Genomic DNA, 21,593 nt, shown 5'->3' with positions numbered 1-21,593 from the left:
GCGGCGCGGTGCGGGTAGGACGCCAAGCGCGCGCCGGTCCGCTCCCACGCTTGCACCATCCGGCTCCTCCCGTGGCCACTTGCCGCCATTGACGTGAAGAGGCCGCGCCGCCGCCTTCCGGCCGGCGGCGAACCCAGCCATCGTAGATCAACAATGTCGGCGGTGCCCTGGGGAGAACGAATGAGCCGTCCAGCGTGGTTGCGAACCGCCCGGGATCAGGGGGGCGGGGGAAGCGCTTGGGCGAAGCGGTGGGCGGCCTCCTCCAGGTCGGCCGGGCTGTACATCGAGAAGGACGCACGCAGGTGGTGACCGCCGCCACCGCCCACATGGAAGCGTTCGCCGGTGGACAGTCCGACGCCCCGCTCCAGAGCACGCCGTGCCAGCGACGCCGCGTCCGGCACGCGCAGCCACAGGAACCACCCGCCCCCCGGCACCGCGAACTCGACGCCGGGCGCGGCGCTGCGCAGCGCGGTGACCAGCGTGTCCCGCCGCCGCCGGTACGCGTCGCGGAGCACCGACACATGCGCCTCGTACCTGCCCGTGGTCGCGAAGTGCGCCAGCACCATCGCCGACGTGTGGTTGACGCAGCCTCCACTGTCGACGTACCCGCGGCTGGCGAGCCGGCGCACGAATGCCGCGTCCGCGGTCAGGTAGCCGAGCCGCAGGCCCGGCGCGACCGTCTTGGAGAACGAGCCCAACCGGACTACGCCTGCCGAGGCGAGACTCCACAGTGACGCCGGGACGGGGCCTTCGTAAGCCAACTCGCGGTAGGTGTCGTCCTCGACGATCGTGACACCTTCGAGCGCGCGGATCAGTTCGCGCCGGCGGGGCATCGGCATCGAGGCGCCCGACGGATTGTTGAACGTCGCCACCGCGTACAGCATGGGCACCCGCCGCCCCTCGGCGCGCAGGTCGCCGACGAGCCGCGCCGTGGCCGCCGGGTCGATGCCCTGCTCGTCGGTGGGCGCGGCCCGCAACTCGACACCGCGGTCGGCGAGGATGCGCAGCGCCAGGTGGTACGTGGGTGAGTCGACCAGTACGACGTCGCCCGGCCGGGTCAGGACGGAGGAGACGAGTTCGAGGCCCTGCGAGGCGCCGGCTGTCACGAAGAGCTCGGCTGGCTCCGGCGCTCGCCCGTCGATCGCGCCGATGTGGACGGTCAGCCACTCCAGCAGTTGGCCGGGCCCTGCCGCGTACCCGTAGGTGAGCGCGGTCCAGCCGGCGGCGGGCACGGCCTCCGAGGTCGACGCCGCCCACGCCTCGACGGGCAGCAGCGTGGGATCGGGGTGGCCCCAACCGAGGTCGAGCACGCCTTCGGTGCCGGTGTATTGGATGACGGGCAGCCTCACGCGGTCACCGGTCCGCGATGGGGTCGACGTGCAGGTCGCGCATCGCTTCCCGGACACCAGGGTCGAAAACGATCCAGGCGTCCGGCGCACCCTCGTCGCCCTGGCGCGGCGCCAGAGCCCGTTCGATAAGGGTCGATTCCACGCGCCCGATGGGCCGAACCTCGTAGGACTCGTCAGTCATGAGGCATTGTGACCTATCTCACGGGGCATCGATCGGTGGCCCATGGGTCCGATGTGACTGAAGTGTCCGATCTGGCCACTATGTGTGCAAGATCGGTAAGCGTCGAGTAGTCGGTTACGGGCTGTTGTTCGGTGGTCACCCTGGCGGTCTGGTGCGCCGTGCCTTGTGATCCATACGGTCCACGCCCATGGCATCGTTCCCCCGTTTCACCCGTCCGTTGCTGGTCCTCGCGACCGCCGCGGCCTGCGCGGCCGTGCCTCTGACCACCCACGCGGCAACCGCCTCCTGCACGGTCGACGACAACTTGGTCAACTCGTGTCGTCCGTGGCTCGGTGCCCGCGCCAACGACTACCCCGACGTGTCGTCGGACATGAAGGCCCAACTCCAGTACCACGAGGAGCGGATCGGCCGGCGCGTCGACATCGTGCACACCTTCGCCCCGGTCGGGAAGCTGCCGCTGTCGAGCTCCAGCGACAAGTACTTCGCGCTGCGCGCGGACACCTACCTGTACCAGAACTGGAAGCCGGTCAGCCGGTGGAAGGACGCCGGTGGCGGCAACGCGAAGGCGAACGCCTTCATCGACAAGGCGGCCGACGCCGTCAAGTCACTGGGCGCCAAGAAGATTTTCCTGACCCTGCACCACGAGCCCGAGAACGACGTGACGTCGGCCGGCTCGTGCGACACCAAGTCAGGCGCCAGCGGGGGCACCGCCGCTGAGTACCGGCAGATGTGGAAGAACGTGCGCGCGCGGTTCGACGCCAAGGGTGTCGGCAACGTCGTGTGGGTGATGGACTACATGAACTACAAGCGCTGGGACTGTCTGGTGCCGCAGCTCTACCCGGGCGACGCCTATGTGGACTGGATCATGTTCAACGGGTACGGCTCCGGGAGCAAGGCCAACTTCGTCACCGACGTCGACCGGTTCTACAAGCTGCTAACCTCGCTGTCCACGGCGGACCGTAACCTGGTGTCCAAGCCGTGGGGCATCGTGGAGTGGGGCGTGCACGACGCCCCCCAGTCGACGGCGATCGCCTACTACGGGCAGGCGGCGGCCGCGCTCGCGGCAAATCGGTTCCCGCGCCTCAAGGCGTACATGATCTTCGACTCGCCGGGCACGCACGACCAGGGCGGGCTGCGCATCCGGTACGACGACGCGGGCAGGTCCGACACGGCCGAGCAGAACGCCTACCGGAAGTTCGCCAACTCGGAGGCCTTCGCGCAAGGCTGAACGACATGGCGCGTTCCTATGCTGGGCGCCGAAGAAACCGTGGTGGCCATCGAGCTCGGCCCAGCCGCGATCGGCTGGGCCGGTCCGCCCTAGGCCGCGACCCCGAGGAGGCTTGAGCTAGACGTCGACCGGGCCGCCGGTGCGCCAGTACAGGCCGCCCTCGCGGCTCATCAGGCCCTCGTCGATGAGGTACCGGCGCAGCGACACCCAGTCCGGTTCGTAGAAGGCGCGCAGGACCGCGTCGACCTCGCGCTCGGGCAGCTTGACGCCCGGCTCGAAGGCGCGGGCGATGTGCTCCAGCAGCACCCGCCGCTTGCTCGCCTTCGCCGGTATCGACACGAGCCGCCCGTCTCGCAGGAACGTTCGCAGCACCTTGTCCTGATCCGCGTTCACCATTTCACGCTACCGGCACATCAGATGGCGGCGGCCTGGGATACCTTCCACTCGCCGCCGACGGGCACCATCGTGAGCACCACTCGATTCTGGTCGACCTTCTCGCCCGACGTGTTCACGTTGCGCCGGTACTGATTGAGGTAGAGAAGCAGCTCCACCTTGTCGCTGTCGGCGTTCACGACGCCCGTGGCGGACACCTCGGCCAGCACGACCGCCTGCTCCGAGGTGGCGGTCTTCTTCAACGCGGCCGTCGTCTCGGCGTACTCGTCGGCGAACGTGCCGGTGACGAAGAGCTTTCCGTTGGCCACGCTCGCGTCGAAGGTGCGGTAGTCGTACGAGAAGATGGCCTTGGCGGCGGCCGGTGCGGCGGCGAGCGACTGCCTGACCGCCGCGGACCGGTCGTCGGCGCGGTGGTGGCCGACCCAGCCGGCGACCGCGGCACCCGCGGCGAGCACAGCCGCCACGGCGAGTGCGGGAACTATGCGGACGCGCACGGCGTACCTCCTCATCCGACGAACTGGAGCTTTGACACGAGCCACGCGCCGGACTTGCCGTCCCGCGTGACATCGACCTGGATGCGGTAGTGCGAGGCGCGGCCGTCCGGCGCCTTCACGTTCTTGACGGTGGCGTCGATGGCCACCAGCACGACGGCCGAGCGACGGTCGCCGGAGACCAGGCCGGCCCGCAGCACGGTGCCGCGCGATTCCACCTTGTTCTCCACGACGGCGGTGCGCACCTGAGCCTGCCCGCGCACGAACTCGTCCTTGAAGTCACCGGTGGCGCCCGCGACGATCCGCTGCAGGTCCCGGTCCACACTGGAGGCGCTGACCGACACGAAGTTGACGGACGTCTGCTTGGCCGCCGCGAGGGCCTGCTGGTGCGCCTCGTCGAGCGCCCGGTCCTGGTTCCAGTGATAGCCGGAAACGACCGCGGCGGCGAGTGCCAGCGCGAGCGCGACAGCGGCGCCGATCAGGGGGAGTCTCCAGCGCCGCTTCGGTGGCGACTCGTCCGATACCGGCTCCTCGTCAAGGTGCGCGAGGAGCGCGACCGGGTCGTCCTGCACGCGAGGGAGCCGGCGGACGATGGCCCGCCGCTGCCGCACGGCGGCAGCGTCCGTTCCCTTGACGAGACGCAGCATGCGCTGGTCGCGTGTCGTCGGCATGGTCGCCTCCGGATTCTTGGTACTCACGGGGCCAGGCCCGCGAGGAGAAGCTGCTTCCAGGATTGGTCGCCCGCGATCTGGTACTGGCCACCGGTGCCCCCGAACCACAGTGGAGCGCCGCTGTCTGCGATGACGACACCGGTCTCGGGGTCGGGCTGCGCGGGCTCCCTCCCGCCGGGGCGTGGTGCGTTGTCGGCACCGCGCACGCTGTCGCACCGCGTGGACCCCTGGTACTTGCACGAGGGCGGGTCGCCCGCGTTGACGACCAGTCCAAGGTGGGCGGTGCCGTCGCCGGGCGTGACCGTGAAACCGCCGGCCACGGCGAGCGGGTACACGACGAGGATCTGCTCGATGCCGGGCAGCCGGCGGGCGGCGATGCCGCCCGTGGTCACGAGGTTGCCGAGTAGCGTGCCGACGGTGGGTTCGAGATCGCGCAGCAGCGCCACGAGCTCGGTGGCCGCGGGCGGTGCCGTCGTGAGGAGCTTGCGCAGGTCGGGATCGGCGGCCTTCAGCGTGGCGGAAAGGTCGGCGAGTCCCTTGGCCCAGCGGCGGATCGCAGCCGCAGACTCCGCCTGAGTGGTGAGCACGGTGCGGCTGTCACGGATCAGCGCCACCGTCTGCGGCAGCTTGGCAACGGCGTCGGTTAGCAGCGCGTCGCTGGCGTCGAAGATGGTGCGCAGCGCCGCCTCGTTGCCCTCGAACGCGATGCCCAGCTCGTCGATCACCACCGCCAGGTCGTCGGGGTCGACCGACTTCACCAGGGCGTCCAGGTTGGACAGCAGGGTCTCGGCGGCGATCGGCGTGCCGGTGCGGTCGCGCGGGATCACCGAGCCGTCGCTCAGGTACGGCCCGCTGTCCTGGTTCGGTCGCAGGTCCAGGTACTGCTCGCCGACCGCGGACCGCTGGGCTACCACCGCGCGCAGGTCGCTCGGAACCCGTACCCCTTGATCCAGCCGCAGGTCCGCGCGGACGCCGCCGTCGTGCAGCCGGACGCCGGTGACCCGCCCGACGGGCGTACCCCGGTAGGTGACGGGAGCGTTGGCGAAGATGCCGCCCGCGTCGGTGAAGTCGGCGTGCACGATGTACCCGCCGCCGCCGAGCCCGACGTAGCGCACCGCGACGTAGGCGACGCCGAGCACGCTCACCAGGAGAAAGGCGAGGAGCTGAAGCTTGGTACCCGCTCGGATCACGGCGTCAGCCCTCCGGTCAGCACGTCGGTGAGGCCGCCGACTACTCCATCGACCGCGCCGGTGACGGCGCCGAGCAGGCACTGTGCGGTGAGGATGGTGCCCTTGGGCAGCTTGGTGCCGGCGGGGAAGACGGTGCCGGCGGGCACCAGGCCGTCGGCGGGAATGAGGAGCCCGCCCAGCGGCATCTTTGAGCCAGGTGCCAGCAGCTTGCAGCCGTCGGGCAGCTTGCACTCCTTGGGCGGCACCCATTCAGGCGGCAGGATGCCGTCGAGCGGCAGGCACTCCAGCGGCAGCTGACCCGGGAGCGAGGGCGCGACCGTCCCCGGCTTCGGGGTCTTCGTGGTGTCGCGCGGCGCGGTCGTTCCCGTCCTACCGGCCTGGCCCACCCGAGGCCCGGCCGCGACGAGGTTCGCGAGGATGGACGCGGCGTCGAGGTCGGCGGTGACGGCGAGGTTGACGTAGTCGCCGACGATCGCACCGGTCACGTTCGGCGGGAACGGATACGACAGCAGGAAATCCAGCGACTGTGGCAGGTCGTCGCCGGCCTTCACGAGCTGGTCGAGAATGGGTTGCAATGCGCGCAGGCTGGCGACCGTGTCGGCCTTGCTTTCGGTGACCACCTTGGTGCCGACCTCGCCCAGCTCGCCCAGGGCCTTGACCGCGCCGGTGAGCTGGGCGCTCTGGTCGGCCAGCACGGTGATGCCAGGGCCGAGAGCGTCGAGAGCATCGCCGATGACAGCGCGCTGCTGCACCAGCCGGCCGGTGAGCCGGTCGAGCGCCTCGATGGCCCGCACCAGGTCTGCCTTCTGCGCCTCCAGCCCGCCCATGAACTCGTCGAGCTGACGCAGCGCGTCGCGCGCGGCGGGCTCGCGGCCGTCGAACGCGGTGGCGAGCTCCTGGTTGATGGTCTTCAGCTGGGCGAGTCCGCCGCCGTTCAGCACGAGGCCGAGCGCGGCCAGCACCTCCTCGACCTCGGCGGAGCGGCGGGTGCGGGTCAGTGGGATCACCCCGCCGTCTGCCAGCCTGCCGCGCGCCGCCTCGGTGGTCGGGGCGGCCACCTCGACGTACTTCTCGCCGAGCAGGCTGGTCTGGCGCACGGCGGCGGTGGCGTTCGCGGGCAGCCGCACCTTCCGGTCGAGGCGCACGCGCACCCGCGCGGTCCACCCGGACAGCGAGATCTTCTCGACACTGCCGACGGTGACGTCGTCCACTTTGACCGACGCTCGTGGAACGAGGTCGAGGACGTCGTTGAACTCGACGGTGACCCGGTAGCCATCGGACATGTTGAGAACGGTGCAGCCGCTGGCGAGCAGGACCGCCGCGGCGGCGATCAGGGCCTTCATCGCCCACCTCGCAGGATGCCGCCGAGGGTGAGGTCTGGTGCCAGGTCGGAACCGGCCGGCGCTGGGGAGGCCTCCGGAGTAGGGACCGTACTCCGTGGAGGGGCGCCGGCCGGCAGTTTGAGGAGCTTGCGGAGCTGGTCTGTCATGGGCAGCTTCTTGGCGTTGAGGGTCTGCGCGAGCGCGAAGCACTTGTCTGACACCTTGGCGGCGGGGAGCAGGTCGACCATCAAAGAGCAGACGAAGCTCGCCGGGTCGTACGGACCCATCACGTTGTCGCGGGTGTCCAGGGTGCCCGAGCGCGGGTTGTACGCCAGGTTCAGGTTGGACAGTGCAAGCGGCGCGACGTCTAGGATGTTGATGACCGCCTGCTGCTGGCGCACCAGCACACCGGTGATGTCCGCGAGAGCGTCCACGTTCGACACCAGCTCGGTGCGGTTCTGCTTGAGAAACGTGGTGACGTCGGCGAGCGCGGTCGCGAGGCTGCGCAGCGCGGCGGTCAGCTCGTCGCCCTCCGCGGCGAGCTGCTCGGACACTCCGGCGAGCTGCTGGTTGAACGAGCGCACCTGCGCGTCGCTCTGGGCCAGCGCGGTCGTGAATCGCTGGAGATTGCCGACGGTGCCGAAGAGGTCCTGCCGGCCGTCGGCGAGGGTGTCGAGCGCTTGGGAGAGTCCGTCGAGCGTCTCGTGCAGGTTCTCGCCGTTGCCCTCCAGGTTGGCCCGGCCGGTGGCCACCAGGTCGCGCAGCGCGCCGTCCTTGTTGGCGCCGTCCGGGCCGAGCGCCTTGTTGAACTCGTCCAGCGAGCGGTAGATCTCGTCGATCTCCATGGGAGCCGCCGTCCGGCTGACCGGCAGCTCGGCCCCGTCCGCGAGCGTGGGCCCGCCCGAGTACGCCGGCGTGAGCTGGACGTACCGGTCGCTGACCACGCTGGGCGGCACGATGACCGCCTGGGCGGTCGCTGGGATGTCGTACTCGCGGGCGTACCGCATCTCGACCCGCACCGTGCGCCCCTCCGGTACCACGGCGGTCACCTCGCCGATCCGTACACCCAGCACCCGCAGGTCGGAGCCTTCGTGGACACCCACCACGCGGGTGAAGTGCGCGACCAGCCGCCGCTGCGGCTCACCGTTGGCCAGTACGGCTGTCGCGCCCGCGGCGGCAACGAGGAGCGCCACGGCACCCGCTACCTTCGACCGAAGCCCTCGCATCAGCGGCCTCCCGTCGGCGTGTACGGCTGGAGCAGCCCGCTGACGTACGAGTCGAACCAGCGGCCGTTTCCGACCACGTTGGCGAACGCGTCGAGGAACGGGCTCATCTTCTCGATCGACTGCTCCAGGTTGTCGCGGTTGCGCTGGAGAATCCCGACGACGCCGCGCAACTGCTTGAGCGCCGGCTCAAGCTGCGCGCGGTTGTCGGCGACCAGGCCAGACAGCTGCACCGCCAGCTCGTTGGTGCCGACCAGCAGCTCGTGGATGGCGTCGCGGCGCCGGCTCACCTCGCGCAGCAGCGCGTCGCCGTCGGCTACCAGCTTGCGGAACTCCTCATCGCGCTCGGCCAGCACCTGCGTGACCGTGCGCGCCCGGTCGAGCAGCTGGCGCAGCTCGGCGTCGCGGCTCGCGATCGTCTGAGAAAGCCGGGAGAGCCCGTCGAGCGACGACTCCACGCTCGACGGTGTGTCCGCGAACGCCTGGGAGAGCGTGGTGAACGCGGTCGCGAGCTGCTGGCTGTCGATCTGATCGACGGTGTCGGCGAGTCCGGTCACCGCCTGCAGCACGTCGAACGGTGACGCGGTGCGGTCGAGCGGGATCTCGTCGCCCTCCCGCATCCGCCCGTCGCCCGCCGGTGCCAGCGCCAGGTACTTCTGGCCCAGCACGGTCTTGATGCGGATGGTGGCGGCGGTCCGCGTACCCAGACGGATGCCGTCGTCCTCGACCCGGAAGCTGACCCGCACGTACATGGCGCCGCCCTGCCGGCCCAGGTCCACATCGGTCACCTTGCCGACGCGCACCCCCGCGACGCGCACCTCGTTGCCCGGCGCGAGGCCGCTCGCGTCACGGAAGGCCGCCTGGTAGCCGCGTGCGCTGAGCGCCGCGATCTCGTCGATGCGGAACGCGGTGACGACCGCCCCGACCAGCACCGCGAGCCCGATCGCGCCGACCACGACCGGGTTCCGCTCCCGGAACGGCTTGCGGGGTCCCCTGCGGAACCGTGGAGCGAAGCGGAGCATTTTCCTGGGGTGCATCATCGCGCACCCCCTGGCGCGGCGCAGCGGGCGGCCGGCGAGCTGAAAGTCGCCGGGTTCAGGCTCTGACTGCCCACGGTCACCCGGCCGTCGAAGTCGCAGAGATAGAAGTTGAACCACGAGCCGTACGACGCCACCCGGGTCAGCGCCTCGTACCGCCCCGGCAGCTCAGCGAGCGTCTCGTCGATGACGGCTGAGTTGCGGTTCAGCGTGCCGGCGAGCGTGTCGAGCGACGCCACGTCGGCGGCGATGGCCGGCCGGGCGTCGTGCAGCAGATCGGCGGTCGCCCCGGTGAGGTCGGCGAGGCTGTCTACCGCGTTGCCGATGGCCACCCGGTCCGCCGCGAGCCCGCTGACGAACTGCTGGAGCGACCCGATGGTCTGGTCCAGCTCCTGGTCGCGACTGGCCAGAGTGGACAGCACCTGGTTGAGGTTGGTGACCACGCGCCCGATCACCGCGTCGCGGTCGGCGAGCGTGTTCGTCACCGAGGCGGTGCGCCGCAGCAGGCTGGCCACGGTGCCGCCCTCACCCTGCAGCACCTGGATGATCTCGTACGCCAGCTTGTTGACGTCGTCCGGCGTGAGCGCGGTGAACAGCGGACGGAACCCGTTGAACAGCGCGGTCAGGTCGAGTGCGGGCGCCGTCTGGGAGAGCGGGATCAGGCCGCGCGGGCGCAGCGGCCCGCCGTCGCCAGGGCCTTCGCTCAGCGCGATGTACCGCTGGCCGACGAGATTTCGGTACCGGATCTTCGCCAGCACGCTCGCGGCGACCGGGACGTCGTCGTCCACCGTGAACGTCACCTCGGCGACCGAGTTGTCGACCACCCGGATGTCGCGCACCTGGCCCACCCGCACGCCGGCGATGCGCACGTCGTCGCCGCCGAGCAGCCCGGTGACGTCGGTGAACCGGGCCCGGTAGGTGGTGCCGCCGAAGTCGAACGACCCGAGCGTCTGGGCGAGCGCACCGGTCAGCAGCACCGTGACGGTCGCGAAGATGAGCAGCTTCAGCAGCGGTTTTCCGGTCTTCACGGCGTGTTCACCACCGCTCCGCGCAGCAGCGGGCCCCACAGGAGCACCGCGATGTCGGGCACCTCCACCGGCAGCGTGCCGGTGGCCGCGCCGACGATCGGCTTGAGCACGTCCTTCTCCTCGGTCGTGCCGGCGACGCCCATGTCGGGGCTCTGCGTCACGCTCGGCAGGCCGATGGGCAGCTTCACGGGGGACCGGTTCGCCCCGTAGTCGTATCCGTCGGCGATGGGGTATCCGGGCGCCGGCCGCTTCGGGTTCGGCAGTCCGTGACACAGTGGACCGTCGTCCGCGCCGTACACCGGATCGTCCCGCCCGGACACGTACTTCCCACCGTCCCTGGTCACCTCCAGCGTGATGTGGAACCGCCCGTTCTCGAACGACTCCGCGACGCGCGGCTCCAGTGCGACCAGACCCTTCAGCAGGCACGGGTACTCGGGTGCGTAGGCGGCGAGCAGTTCCAGCACCGGCCGGCTCACGTCGCCCAGCCGGATCAGCTGGTCACCGTGCCGGTCCAGGAAGATGCGCGACACATCGGCGGCACCGGTCGTGCTGGCGAGCAGCGCGGCGAGCTGGGTGCGCTGGTCGTACACGGTCGTGGCGGTCACGGTCACGTCGCGCAGGATCGACATCAGGTCCGGCAGCGCCGCGTCGTACGCGTCGACCACCGCGGCCAGCTTGCGCACGTCTTCGGCGATCACCGGCATCTGGGGGTTCAGCGCCTTCAGGTACGCATCCAGCAGCACCAGGTTGTCGCCGACCTGGTCGCCGCGCCCCTCCAGCGCCGTGGCGAGCGCGCTCAGCGTGGCGGCCAGCCGGTCCGGGCGGATCGACTGGAGCAGCGGCAGCGCGTCGTCGAGCACCCGCTCCAGCTCGATGCCGTTGCGCGTGCGGTCCTGCGTGATGGTCGCACCATCACGGATCGGCGCGGCGCTCGTGCCGTCCGGCGCGGCCAGCGCCACGTACCGCTCGCCGAAGAGCGTCTTGGGCAGCAGCCGCGCGGTCACGTCGGCCGGGATCTGCGAAGTCACCTCGGGGTCGAGGGCCAGCCGCAGCCTCGCGCCGCTGCCGTCGCTGCTGATCGACCGCACGTCACCAACGACGACGCCGCGCAGCTTCACCTCGGCGCCGCGGCTGAGCTGCATGCCGCTGCGGTCGGCGAGGAGCGTCACCCAGGCGACGGAGGTGAACGCCTTGTTGTACTGGAGGACCGCCGCCGACAGAGCCGCCGTGAGCAACGCGATGAAGACGATGCCGAGTACCCGATGCTTCACGCCGTCACCCCGCGATCCGTACCGTCGTGGTCGCGCCCCAGATGGCGAGCGACAGGAAGAAGTCGACGATGTTGACGGAGACGATCGCCGTTCGCACCGCACGGCCGACCGCCACGCCCACACCGGCCGGTCCACCCGTCGCCGTGTACCCGTAGTAGCAGTGCACGAGCACGACGATCACGCTGAACACCAGCACCTTGCCGAACGACCACAGCACGTCGACCGGCGGCAGGAACAGGTCGAAGTAGTAGTCGTAGGTGCCGGCCGACTGTCCGAAGTAGAAGACCGCGATCGTGCGTGTCGCCAGGTAGCTGGAGAGCAGGCCGATCACGTACAGCGGGATGATGGCGACGAACGCCGCGATCATCCGGGTGGTCACCAGGAACGGCAGGGACGGTATGCCCATCACCTCGAGGGCGTCGACCTCCTCCGAGATGCGCATCGCGCCGAGCTGCGCGGTGAATCCACACCCGACGGTTGCCGAGAGAGCCAGCGCGGCCACCAGCGGGGCGATCTCGCGGGTGTTGAAGTACGCCGACACGAAGCCGGTGAACGCGCTGCTGCCGATCTGGTTCAGCGCCTGGTAGCCCTGGAGGCCGACCTCCGTACCCGTGAAGAAGGTCAGGAAGCAGATCACGCCGACCGTGCCGCCGGCCACCGCGAGCGCGCCGCGGCCGAAGCTGACCTCGGCCAGCAGCCGGGCCACCTCGCGCTTGTACCGCCGCACCGCGCGCGGGGTCCACGCGAACGCCCGCAGGTAGAAGGCCAGCTGCCCACCGAGGCTCTGCAGCATCTCAGGACCCCTTCTGCGGCACGAGCTGGAAGTACAGGGCAGTGACGACGAAGTTCAGGGCGAAAAGCAACATGAACGTGATGACGACGCTCTGGTTCACCGCGTCGCCGACGCCTTTCGGACCGCCCTTGGCGTTCATCCCCTTGTACGAGGCCACCAGCGCCGCCACGGCACCGAACAGCAGCGCCTTGACCTCGCCAACGATGAGGTCGGGCAGTTGGCCCAGCGCCTGAAAGCTGGCCAGGTACGCGCCCGGAGTGCCGTCCTGGAGCACCACGTTGAACAGGTAGCCGCCCGAGACGCCGACGACGCTCACGACACCGTTGAGCAGAACAGCCACCAGCATCGCGGCGACCACGCGCGGCACGACCAGCCGCTGGATCGGGTCGATGCCGAGCACCTGCATGGCGTCCAGCTCTTCGCGAATCTTCCGGGCGCCCAGGTCGGCACAGATCGCCGAGCCGCCCGCACCCGCGATGATGAGCGCGGTCACGATCGGTCCCGCCTCGCGCACCACCGCCAGTACCGAGGCGGCACCGGTGAACGACTGCGCGCCGAGCTGGCGTACCAGAGAACCCAGCTGCAGCGCGATCACCGCGCCGAATGGGATGGCGACCAGCGCGGCCGGCAGGATGGAGACCGAGCTGATGAACCACGCCTGCTGAATGAACTCGCGCACCTGAAACGGACGCCGCGCCATACCGCGCAGCGTGTCCAGAGAGAACGCGATGAAGTGCCCCGACTGCCTGATCACGAGAACGACCCCGGCGGTGGCGTGACCCCGTTTTCCCGGCACCAGAGCCCCGGCGTGTGCTCCGCGCGGCGCGGAGCGCCGTCGGACGGCCGCAGCTGAAGCGGTATCGGTGGCAGTGGCGCAAGCTCCACACCGGAGTCCGCCTCGGCCTGGAGCTCGTCGGCGTCCTTCTCCTCGGCCATGCCGATCGGGCCGATCCGTTGCGCGTTGAGGAACTGCCGCACCACCGGCTCGGTGCTCGACAGCAGCATCTCGCGCGGCCCGAACATCGCCAGGTGCCCGTGGTAGATGAGCCCGATGTTGTCCGGGACGGTGCGCGCGGTGTTGATGTCGTGCGTGACGATGAGGAACGTCGCGCCGGTCTGCTGGTTGAGGTCGATGATGAGCTGGTTCAGGTAGGCGGTGCGCACCGGGTCGAGCCCGGAGTCCGGCTCGTCGAAGAGGATGATTTCGGGATCCAGGACGAGAGCCCGGGCGAGACCAGCACGCTTGCGCATGCCCCCAGAGATCTCGCCCGGGAGTTTCCCCTCCGCACCCACGAGGCCGACCATCTCGAGCTTCTCGAAGACGATTTTCTTGATCTCCGACTCAGGACGCCGGGTGTGCTCGCGCAGTGGGAAAGCAACATTGTCATAGAGGTTCATCGAGCCGAAGAGCGCCCCGTCCTGGAAGAGGACGCCGAACAGCTTGCGGACCTCGTACAGCGCGCGCTCGGACAGGCGTGGCAGGTCGTTGTCCGCGATCCAGATCGAGCCCCGGTCGGGCTTGAGCAGCCCGACCAGGGTCTTGAGAAAGACCGATTTGCCGGTACCGGACGGGCCCAGCAGTACCGAGATCTCGCCCGCGGGCAGGGTCAGGGTCACGTCTGACCAGACCGCGTGAGCGCCGAACGACTTCGTCAGCCCTTCGACGCGTACCTCGACACCCATCCGCCGCCCTCCCTCTGCGGTAGATATCGGGGTACGGCGTCCGGGTGTTACACCAGATTTTTCCCGGTAGCGGTTTCGGCTGCTCACCGGTACGGTGCGGAAGTTAACTGGTGAGTAACGAGGATGCGCCGAACGCGACATGACCGCAGCGATGACATGACCGCAGCGATAGAGCCGGAACTGGTCCGGCGGGCCGCACAGCGCGACCCGCGCGCGACATCCGCCCTACTTGCCGAACTTCGTCCTGGTTTGGTGCGGTACTGCCGGGCGCGGCTCGGCCGGATCGGCGGCGCGTACACCACCGCCGACGACGTCGCGCAGGAGGTCTGCATCGCCGTCCTTCGGGCGCTGCCCCAGTACCGTGACGAGGGCCGGCCGTTCGCCGCGTTCGTGTACGCCATCGCGGCCCACAAGGTGGCCGACGCCCAGCGCGCCGCCATCCGCGACTCGGCTGTAACGCCCACCGAGGCGGTGCTCGACCGGCCCGACGGCGCCCCCGGACCCGAGCAGCAGGCGGTCGCCACCGACCTGGCCCGCCGCCTGTCCGCTCTGCTCAGCCGCCTCCCCGAAGCCCAGCGGGAGATCGTCCTGTTGCGCGTCGCGGTCGGCCTGTCCGCCGAGGAGGTTGGCGTCGTGATGGGCATGTCGGCGGCGGCGGTACGGGTCGCGCAGTCCCGCGGCCTCGCCCGGCTGCGTACCCTGGCTGGGAGCGCACTCGACGAGGTGACGGCGGCATGAGCACGATCAACCCGCCCGACGGCCTGCCCACCATCGCGGCCGACGACGCGCTGCTCGACGCGCTCGGCCAGGGCTCACTCCCCGCCGACGCGGACCCGGTCGCCGAGATGCTGTTCGCATGGCGCGCCGACCTCGACCCCGACGCTCCCGATGACATCACGGTTGTGGGCCGTGCCGCCGCCGGCCCCGGCGTCGCGGTCGACGCCCCCGAAGCCGGTGCCGGCAGCGCGGCGACCGTTGTCGTTCTCCGGCCGCGCCGGCTCGCCCGCGCCGTGATGGGCGCCGCGGCGGGCGCCATCCTGCTGACCGGCCTCGGCGTCGCCACATACCAGTCCGAACCCGGCGGTCCACTGTGGCCCATCACCGAGGTCGTGTACCCCCAGCAGGCCGAGATCCGCGCCGCCGAGAACGCGATCGCGCTCGCCCGCGCGGCGCTGGCCGCCGGCAAGCACGACGCGGCGGCGCGTCAGCTCGATGAGGCCGACGCCCACGTGGCGAAGGTCGACGACGAGCCGGCCGCCCGCCGGCTTCGCGACGACATCGGCGCGCTCCGCAAGCAGCTCGGCGCCGCCAGCCCATCGGTGCTGGCGCCGGCCCCCACGCCCTCGACCCAGCCGGCGCCGACCGTGTCGCCCGGCACCGCCGGCAACCCCGCCGCCCCGCCCGCGCCCGCGTCACCGTCGCCGTCCCCGGAGCGCTCGTCCCAGCCCGGCCTCCTCCCGCTCCCATCCCTGCTGCCCAACCTCCCCCTCCCCACCCTCCCCCCACTGCTGGGCGACTAGCCCCGCGCCCCTACCCTCCGCCCTGCCCGCTGCCCGCTCTGTGCGCTGCCCGCTCTGTGCGCTGCCCGCTCTGTGCGCTGCCCGCTCTGTGCGCTGCCCGCTCTGTGCGCTGCCCGCTCTGTGCGCTGCCCGCTCTGTGCGCTGCCCGCTCTGTGCGCTGCCCGCTCTGCGCGCTGCCCGCTCTGCGCGGAGCGCGCTCTCTCCCGCCGATCAAGGACGAATGCACGTACTTTGATCTCTTTTCCGCGTGCGTTTGCCCTTGATCGATGCGATGTTCCCTGATCAATGCATTGAGTTAAGTGCGGGAGCGGCGCGGTTTCCCCAATACCGCGGCTCCAACGCCGCACGTTGGTCGCCCGGCGCAGGCTGCGCGGTGGGATGCGATTGAGGACGCCGCGCAAGGTCGCCGATCAAGGGAGATTCTGTCGATCAAGGGCGAATGCACGTGGAAAAGAGATCGAACCACGTGCATTCGCCCTTGATCGACGGGGAGGGCCCGCGGTCCGCGCGGGAGGGCGTGCGGTCCGCGCGGGAGGGCCCGCGGTCCGCGCGGGGAGGGTGTGCGGTCCGCGCGGGGAGGGTGTGCGGTCCGCGCGGGGAGGGTGTGCGGTCCGCGCGGGGAGGGTGTGCGGTCCGCGCGGGGAGGGTGTGCGGTCCGCGCGGGGAGGGTGTGCGGTCCGCGCGGGGAGGGTGTGCGGTCCGCGCGGGAGGGCGTGCGGTCCGCGCCGGCGGCGTGCGGTCCGTGTGGGAGGGTGCGCAGTCCGTGCGGGTGGCGTGGGGGATGCGGGGTGGGGACTGGAGGGGCGCGAGCGCTGTGTCAAGAGCGAAATGACGGACCCCATGTGCGACGGCGCGGACTTGATCAGGTGTGTGCTTCGCCTGGCCGTCGGCCCCGGCGGCGACACGGCGGACAGGTGAGGAGAGGGCGGTGCCCAATGTGTCGGCTGCTCGGCTACGCGACCTGGCGGCAGAGGTGTTCGAGGTCGGACCTGAGGAGGTCACCGAGGGCGCGTCGTTCTACGAGGACCTCGGGATCGACTCACTCCAGAAGGTTGAGCTGGTGGTGCGCATCGAACGACAGCTGGGCGTGAAGCTCACCGACGAGGAGGCGGCCGGCCTTCGTGACATCGGTGACACGCTCGCGGTACTGCGCGGTAAGGGTCTCCACATTGGACCGTAGGGGAGCGGTCGCGGTGTCCGGTGTCGGCGCGGTTTCGGTCGCCGGCCTGGGCGTCACCGCGCTGTGGGACGCCATTGTCGGTGGGCGGGTGCTGACCGGTCCGGTCACCCGCTTCGACGTGTCCGGGTACCCGACCCAGCGGGCGGGGGAGATCCCGGCACAGACGGTGGCCGCGCTGGACGCGGCGCTGCCGCATCACGAGTCGCTGGTGGCCCGCTACCTGAGCGCGGCGGCTCTGGAAGCGTTGGGCCAGGCGGGCATCGCGCCCCGGGCCCGGCGGGAGAAGTTGGGTGTCTTCGTCGGCACGGTGATGGGTACCCGGCCGGTGCTGGACCGCGCGATCGGTCCTGGACGGCTCGGGGTCTCGGACCGTACGTGGGCGGATCCGGACGAACTGCTGTCGACGCTCTGCCAGATGGTGGCCGTCAACGGTCCGGTGGTGCTGTTCGCGCCGGGCTGCTCGGCCGGCAACACAGCGATCGCGGCGGGCTGCGCGGCGGTCGCGGCGGGCGAGGTCGACGTGGCGATCTGTGGTGGTGTGGACGAGTTGTCGCTGGAGGTGTTCGCGTTCTTCACGGCGATGCGCGCGCTGGCACCGGACACGATCCGGCCGTTCGACGCGGGCAGGCGCGGCACGATGCCCGGCGAGGGCGCCGGCGTACTGGTGCTGGAGCGCCCCGAACGCGCCCTGGCGCGCGGTGTCGAGCCGCTGGCCCGGGTGTTGGCCACGGCGTCGGCGGCCGACGCGTACAGCGTCACGCAGCCGCATCCCGACGGCTCGGGCCTGATCGCGACGATCCACACCTGCCTCACCCGCGCCGGCCTGAACGCGGACGACGTGGACTGGGTGTGCGCGCACGGCACGGGTACGCCCGCGAACGACGGTGTGGAGGCGCGCGCGGTCGCCAAGGCCCTGGCGGGCAAGCGCCGCCCGGTGCTGTCGTCGGTCAAGGGTCAGCTCGGGCACGCCGAGGGTGGTGCCGCCACGCTGGAGGCGGTCATCGCGGTGAAGGCGTTGGGAGAGAACCGCATCCCGGGCAACGTGACGCTGCTGGAGCCGGACCCCGACTGCGCCGGCGTCGACCTGGTGCCGCCCGGTGGCCGGAAGACCACGGTGGACGTCGTGCTCAGCCAGGCATACGGCTTTGGTGGCGGGGTGTCGACGGTACTGCTCGGGAAGGGCGACGATGGCTAGGGCCGCGGTCGCGCGTGTGGGCCTGCGACTGTCTGGTGTTGGCGGTACCGACGAACTGGCCGGCTGGCTGATCGCTCGGGAGGCACCGGTCGGCGGTGACCTGGTCGACCCGCGGATGCCGGAGCGGATCGGCACGCGCGGGCTCCGGAACATGGCACACGAGTCGCGGCTGGCGCTCGCCGCGGCGGCAGAGGCCGACCCGGGTGGGCCGCGCGACGCCGCCGCAGTGGCGTGGGCAAGCTCGACGGCGGGGCTGACCGAGTACGCGACGATCTGCACCGAGGCGTCCACACTGGACCCGGGGCTGGCCAGCCCTGCGCTCGGTCCCGCATCAGCGTTCAACATTCCGGCAGCCATGATCTCGATCCGGCTGGGCCTTGTGGGGCCGAACCTCACCCTGACCGGCGGCGCCACGGCAGGGCTCTCGGCGATAGCCGAGGCGATCCGGCTCATCGCCACCGGCGACGCGACCGGTGTACTGGCCGGCGGCTCGGCGGCGGTGAGCCCGTGGCGCACGCCGAGCGGATTCATATCGGCGGAGGGAGCGGCCTGCCTGGCCCTGGCACCCGCGGGTGATCAGACGAATGGCGCGTACGTCCGCACTCGCCACCGCGGCGCACTGGACGAGGCGGCGCTCGGTGCCGCGGCGGGCCTCGTCGTCGCGACGCCCGACACCGGGATCGCCGAGGCGCTGGCGAAGCGCCTGCCGTACCCGGTGTGGCACGTCGAGCGGACGCTCGGCGACTTCGGGGCGGCCGGCGGCCTCATCGCGGCGGTCTGTGCGGTCGCGCTGTGCGGTGAAACCACCCGTCCCGTCACCATCCTGGCGCTCGCCATAGACACGCGTGCAAACGCCGTGGTACTGGAGGTCTCGTCATCGTGAACGTCAACATCGTCGAGCGTCTGCTGGGCGCTCCGGGTGAGTCGGTGGCCTATGTGGACGGCGCCGGCCAGATGACCTACGCGGACCTGGGCCGGGCGGTCCGGGCGTACGCGAGCCGCTTGGCGGACACCGGGTTCCGGCCGGGCTCGCGGGCACTGGTCGTCGCGGACGACTCGGTACCCGCCGTGGTGGCGATCCTCGCGGTGTGGTGGAACGGGGGCATCCCGGTGCCGGTGAGCCCGATGCTGACCGTGCCGGAGATCGAGTTCGTCGCGAAGGACTGCTACGCCGCGTTCCTGCACCTAGACGCTGGTGCGGCGGCCAAGCTGCCGGTGACCGGCCCGTTCGACGTGCCGCGGGGCGGCGACGACTGGGCGGTACCCGGTGAGACGGGTGACGCGCCGCCGCTGGTCGCCCAGGAGGGCGGCGACGTGGTGCTCATCCAGTACACGTCCGGCAGTACGGGCAGGCCCAAGGGCGTGCTGCACACTCGGGCCGGCATCGACAGTGTGCTGGGTGGGTTCGGCAAGCTGCTCTCGCTCGGCCCGAGCGACACCGTACTGTCCACGGCGAAGCTCTCGTTCGGGTACGGGTTCGGCAACTCGTTGCTGTTTCCGCTGGCCGCCGGGGCACGGGCCGTGCTGATGACCGGCCCGCCGGACGTTTTCAAGGTGGCTGCCGCCGTCGCCGCGCACCGGCCGACCGTGCTCTGCTCGGTGCCGCGCATGTACGCGGCGCTCCTCGACGAGAGGAAGGATCTCGGAAGCCTGCGGCTCGCGGTCTCCGCGGGCGAGCACCTGCCCGCCCCGATCTGCGAGTGGTTCGTCAAGCGGTACGGCACTCCGATCATCAACGGGCTCGGCGCGACCGAGGTGCTGCACATCGTCGTGGCGACCCGTGGCACGCAGCCCGGTTCGACGGGCACGGCGGTGCCGGGCGTCCGGATCTCGGTCCGCGACGACGACGGCAAGCCGGTGACGAACGGCTCGCCCGGTCGGCTGCACATCACGGGCGCTTCGGTCGCGGCCGGGTACCTCGACCGTCCCGAGGCGACCACCCGGACGTTCGCCGACGGCGGCGCGTACACGGGCGATATCGTGCGGCGCGGGCCCGGCGGTGTGGTCGAGTTCATCTGCCGGCGCGATGATCTCATCAACGTGGGCGGCTACAAGGTGTCTCCGTTCGAGATCGAGGCCGCGGTGCTCGGCGTCGAGGGCGTGGCCCAGTGCGCGGTCGTCGGTTCCCGCGACGATCGTGGCCTGGAACAGGCCGTGGCGTACCTGGTGGCGGCCCCTGGCGCGGAATTCGACGCGGTGCGCGCGGCGGCGAACCGCGCCTTCCGGACCAAGGTGCCGGCTTTCAAGCGACCCGCGGTGGTCGAGGTGGTCGACCGGCTCCCGGTGACGTCGACCGGCAAGCTGGCCCGGTTCAAGCTGCGGGCCGCCGGAGTGCGCGAGGTGGCGTCGGTGACGATGCGGGTACTGCGCAACGACCCGGGCCGCACGCTCGTCTGCATCCCGTACGCGGGCGGCTCCTCCGGCTCGTTCACCCGGTTGGCTCGGCACCTGCCCGGCTGGCGTGTGGTGGCCGGCGAGGCGTCGTACCGCAACGGCGTCACGCTCGGCGAGGCGGCCGAGGCCTGGTGGAAGGCGATCACGCCGTACGTCTCCGACGGTTCGGTGCTGCTCGGGCACAGCGTGGGCGCGGTGCTGGCCGCCGAGGTGGCCGGGCTCGCGGGCGGGCGGCTGGATGACGGGCACGTCGTGCTCTCGGCGCTGCCGGTGTGGGCGGGGCGGGTTCCGCGCGAGTTCCTGGCGCTGGACGACGAGACGCTGGTCGTCGAGCTGCTGAGGACCGGGCTGCTGCCGCGTACCTCGCTCACGCCGGACGAGGTGCGGCGGCTGGTGCTGCCGCGGTTCCGGCGCGACCTCGCACTGGTGGCGCAGGGCTGGGAGGGGTCGCTCGGCACGGCGGTACACGTGCTGGCCGGTACCCACGACCCGCTCTGCACGCTGGACGCGATCGCCGCGACCCTGCCCGCGGACCTCGTGTCGACGGCGCACGCGGTCGACGGTGATCACTATTTCGTCGCGACCAACCCGGTGCGGACCGCGGAGGTGATTCAGAAGATCTTTCGCCCGCGGGAGCGGAGCGAGCGCCGGCATTATTGAGGACAGGCGGGTAACCGGTTGGCTCCCGTCGGTAACGCGGCTACGGGCCGGCCGTCGGGCCGAGCAGCGGGTGGTGGGCGCTTGCGGTGGTCGGGATCACGAGCGCCCTCTCCACGGCGGTCGCGTTCGCCGGCGTCACGCTGTTGAGCCACCTGCCCTTCAGCGCCTTCCGCGTGTGTCAGGCGCTGACAAGCTCGTATCCGGCCTCGTCGACGGCGTCGCGGACGGCCTGCTCGTCGAGGGCCGCGGTGCTCGCCACGGTGACCGTGCCGGACGTGAGGTCGACCTGGACGTTGTCGACGCCGGGAAGCGCGCCAACCTCACTGCTGACCGAGTTGACGCAGTGGCCACAGGTCATGCCCTTGACGCGGTAGGTCTGGGTGATCACTGGTTGCTCCTTCCCCTGCTGCCAAATTACCCCGCTGGGGTATCAGGAACCTAGCATACCCCCCGGGGGTTTGGCTATCCTTAGGGAATGACCACACCTGTTCGCGGTTACACCGCCAGCAAGGACCAGCTGCTCGCGCGGCTGCGCAGGGTCGAGGGCCAGGTCCGCGGCATCGAGCGGATGGTCGACGACGACCGGTACTGCATCGAAGTGCTGACGCAGATCTCCGCCATCCAGGCCGCCCTCGACAAGGTCGCGCTCGGTCTCCTCGATGGCCACGCCCGCCATTGCATGCACGAGGGCGCCGCCGACGGCCGCTCCGACGAGATGGCGACGGAGATGATGGCCGCCGTCGGGCGCTTGATGAAACGCGGCTAAGGGGTGCGCGGGAGCGCT

The 21,593-nt window shown here is 70.9% G+C and carries 23 protein-coding genes; 8 read left to right on the top strand and 15 right to left on the bottom strand.

The genetic code is table 11. From position 1 onward, the window contains the following. Positions 1-215: 215 nt before the first annotated feature. Both V6V89_RS16990 and V6V89_RS16985 read right to left on the bottom strand, forming a co-directional pair. A complete protein-coding gene (locus tag V6V89_RS16990) occupies positions 216-1,349 on the bottom strand; it encodes an aminotransferase-like domain-containing protein (protein ID WP_334620100.1) in 1,134 nt (377 codons plus the stop codon). Between the two features lie 4 nt (positions 1,350-1,353). After that, positions 1,354-1,530, bottom strand: coding sequence for a hypothetical protein (locus tag V6V89_RS16985; protein ID WP_334620099.1), 177 nt, complete (start codon positions 1,528-1,530; stop codon positions 1,354-1,356). 187 nt (positions 1,531-1,717) lie between these two features. Here V6V89_RS16985 and V6V89_RS16980 point away from each other — a divergent pair, with 187 nt between their 5' ends. Beyond that, on the top strand, positions 1,718-2,758 hold the full coding sequence (locus V6V89_RS16980) for a glycosyl hydrolase (RefSeq protein ID WP_334620098.1): 1,041 nt from the start codon (positions 1,718-1,720) through the stop codon (positions 2,756-2,758). A 117-nt stretch (positions 2,759-2,875) separates the two neighbouring features. Here the strand turns inward: V6V89_RS16980 and V6V89_RS16975 are convergent, their stop codons facing one another. From V6V89_RS16975 to V6V89_RS16920, 12 genes are read right to left on the bottom strand one after another with little or no spacing between them, the layout of a single operon-like run. Beyond that, positions 2,876-3,151: a DUF2087 domain-containing protein gene (locus V6V89_RS16975; protein WP_334620097.1), complete on the bottom strand. Its 276-nt coding sequence runs from the start codon at positions 3,149-3,151 to the stop codon at positions 2,876-2,878. 20 nt (positions 3,152-3,171) lie between these two features. Further along, the gene (locus tag V6V89_RS16970; protein WP_334620096.1) at positions 3,172-3,645 is read right to left on the bottom strand and encodes a hypothetical protein; all 474 of its coding nucleotides are present in this window, start codon (positions 3,643-3,645) and stop codon (positions 3,172-3,174) included. Positions 3,646-3,656: 11 nt separating this feature from the next. Continuing rightward, positions 3,657-4,313 (bottom strand): hypothetical protein, encoded by a 657-nt coding sequence (locus V6V89_RS16965; RefSeq protein WP_334620095.1) that lies wholly within the window; start codon positions 4,311-4,313, stop codon positions 3,657-3,659. A gap of 23 nt (positions 4,314-4,336) precedes the next feature. Beyond that, entirely contained in the window at positions 4,337-5,503 is a 1,167-nt protein-coding gene (locus V6V89_RS16960) for an MCE family protein (RefSeq protein WP_334620094.1), read from the bottom strand. After that, a complete protein-coding gene (locus tag V6V89_RS16955; RefSeq protein ID WP_334620093.1) occupies positions 5,500-6,846 on the bottom strand; it encodes an MCE family protein in 1,347 nt (448 codons plus the stop codon). Before V6V89_RS16955 ends, V6V89_RS16960 begins: the two co-directional genes overlap by 4 nt. After that, entirely contained in the window at positions 6,843-8,018 is a 1,176-nt protein-coding gene (locus V6V89_RS16950) for an MCE family protein (RefSeq protein WP_334620092.1), read from the bottom strand. The genes V6V89_RS16955 and V6V89_RS16950 overlap by 4 nt, the downstream gene beginning before the upstream one ends. A gap of 32 nt (positions 8,019-8,050) precedes the next feature. After that, complete coding sequence (locus V6V89_RS16945; RefSeq protein WP_334620091.1) at positions 8,051-9,070, bottom strand: MCE family protein; 1,020 nt, start codon at positions 9,068-9,070, stop codon at positions 8,051-8,053. 14 nt (positions 9,071-9,084) lie between these two features. Next, positions 9,085-10,113 carry an MCE family protein gene (locus V6V89_RS16940; protein ID WP_334620090.1) on the bottom strand — a complete coding sequence of 343 codons (1,029 nt, stop codon included), beginning with the start codon at positions 10,111-10,113 and terminating at the stop codon, positions 9,085-9,087. Beyond that, positions 10,110-11,384, bottom strand: a complete 1,275-nt coding sequence (locus V6V89_RS16935; RefSeq protein ID WP_334620089.1) for an MCE family protein — start codon at positions 11,382-11,384, stop codon at positions 10,110-10,112. The genes V6V89_RS16940 and V6V89_RS16935 overlap by 4 nt, the downstream gene beginning before the upstream one ends. A gap of 4 nt (positions 11,385-11,388) precedes the next feature. Next, a complete protein-coding gene (locus tag V6V89_RS16930) occupies positions 11,389-12,177 on the bottom strand; it encodes an MlaE family ABC transporter permease (protein ID WP_334620088.1) in 789 nt (262 codons plus the stop codon). 1 nt (position 12,178) lies between these two features. Beyond that, a complete protein-coding gene (locus V6V89_RS16925) occupies positions 12,179-12,931 on the bottom strand; it encodes an MlaE family ABC transporter permease (protein WP_442935156.1) in 753 nt (250 codons plus the stop codon). Beyond that, positions 12,928-13,860 (bottom strand): ABC transporter ATP-binding protein, encoded by a 933-nt coding sequence (locus V6V89_RS16920; RefSeq protein ID WP_334620087.1) that lies wholly within the window; start codon positions 13,858-13,860, stop codon positions 12,928-12,930. Before V6V89_RS16920 ends, V6V89_RS16925 begins: the two co-directional genes overlap by 4 nt. A gap of 156 nt (positions 13,861-14,016) precedes the next feature. On the opposite strand from V6V89_RS16920, the gene shbA reads away from it, so the two are divergent. The 6 genes from shbA to V6V89_RS16890 all read left to right on the top strand — a co-directional run bounded on the left by shbA (position 14,017) and on the right by V6V89_RS16890 (position 20,809). Further along, complete coding sequence (gene shbA / locus V6V89_RS16915) at positions 14,017-14,598, top strand: RNA polymerase sigma factor ShbA (protein WP_334620086.1); 582 nt, start codon at positions 14,017-14,019, stop codon at positions 14,596-14,598. Further along, positions 14,595-15,380: a hypothetical protein gene (locus tag V6V89_RS16910; RefSeq protein ID WP_334620085.1), complete on the top strand. Its 786-nt coding sequence runs from the start codon at positions 14,595-14,597 to the stop codon at positions 15,378-15,380. The genes shbA and V6V89_RS16910 overlap by 4 nt, the downstream gene beginning before the upstream one ends. Before the next feature lie 928 nt (positions 15,381-16,308). Next, positions 16,309-16,560 (top strand): acyl carrier protein, encoded by a 252-nt coding sequence (locus tag V6V89_RS16905; protein WP_334620084.1) that lies wholly within the window; start codon positions 16,309-16,311, stop codon positions 16,558-16,560. Continuing rightward, positions 16,550-17,755: a beta-ketoacyl-[acyl-carrier-protein] synthase family protein gene (locus tag V6V89_RS16900; RefSeq protein WP_334620083.1), complete on the top strand. Its 1,206-nt coding sequence runs from the start codon at positions 16,550-16,552 to the stop codon at positions 17,753-17,755. The genes V6V89_RS16905 and V6V89_RS16900 overlap by 11 nt, the downstream gene beginning before the upstream one ends. Continuing rightward, positions 17,748-18,638: a beta-ketoacyl synthase N-terminal-like domain-containing protein gene (locus V6V89_RS16895; protein WP_334620082.1), complete on the top strand. Its 891-nt coding sequence runs from the start codon at positions 17,748-17,750 to the stop codon at positions 18,636-18,638. Before V6V89_RS16900 ends, V6V89_RS16895 begins: the two co-directional genes overlap by 8 nt. Further along, positions 18,635-20,809: an AMP-binding protein gene (locus tag V6V89_RS16890; RefSeq protein ID WP_334620081.1), complete on the top strand. Its 2,175-nt coding sequence runs from the start codon at positions 18,635-18,637 to the stop codon at positions 20,807-20,809. Before V6V89_RS16895 ends, V6V89_RS16890 begins: the two co-directional genes overlap by 4 nt. Positions 20,810-20,987: 178 nt before the next feature. Here V6V89_RS16890 and V6V89_RS16885 read toward each other — a convergent pair whose 3' ends face one another. Beyond that, positions 20,988-21,197: a heavy-metal-associated domain-containing protein gene (locus V6V89_RS16885; protein WP_334620080.1), complete on the bottom strand. Its 210-nt coding sequence runs from the start codon at positions 21,195-21,197 to the stop codon at positions 20,988-20,990. An 87-nt stretch (positions 21,198-21,284) separates the two neighbouring features. Here V6V89_RS16885 and V6V89_RS16880 point away from each other — a divergent pair, with 87 nt between their 5' ends. Continuing rightward, a complete protein-coding gene (locus tag V6V89_RS16880) occupies positions 21,285-21,575 on the top strand; it encodes a metal-sensitive transcriptional regulator (RefSeq protein WP_334620079.1) in 291 nt (96 codons plus the stop codon). The last annotated feature ends 18 nt before the right edge of the window (positions 21,576-21,593 follow it).

Source organism: Micromonospora sp. CPCC 206061, assembly GCF_036906915.1.
GTDB lineage: Bacteria > Actinomycetota > Actinomycetes > Mycobacteriales > Micromonosporaceae > Phytohabitans.
Note: the sequence above shows the minus strand (reverse complement) of the source record. Positions and strands in the feature narration are given on the sequence as shown.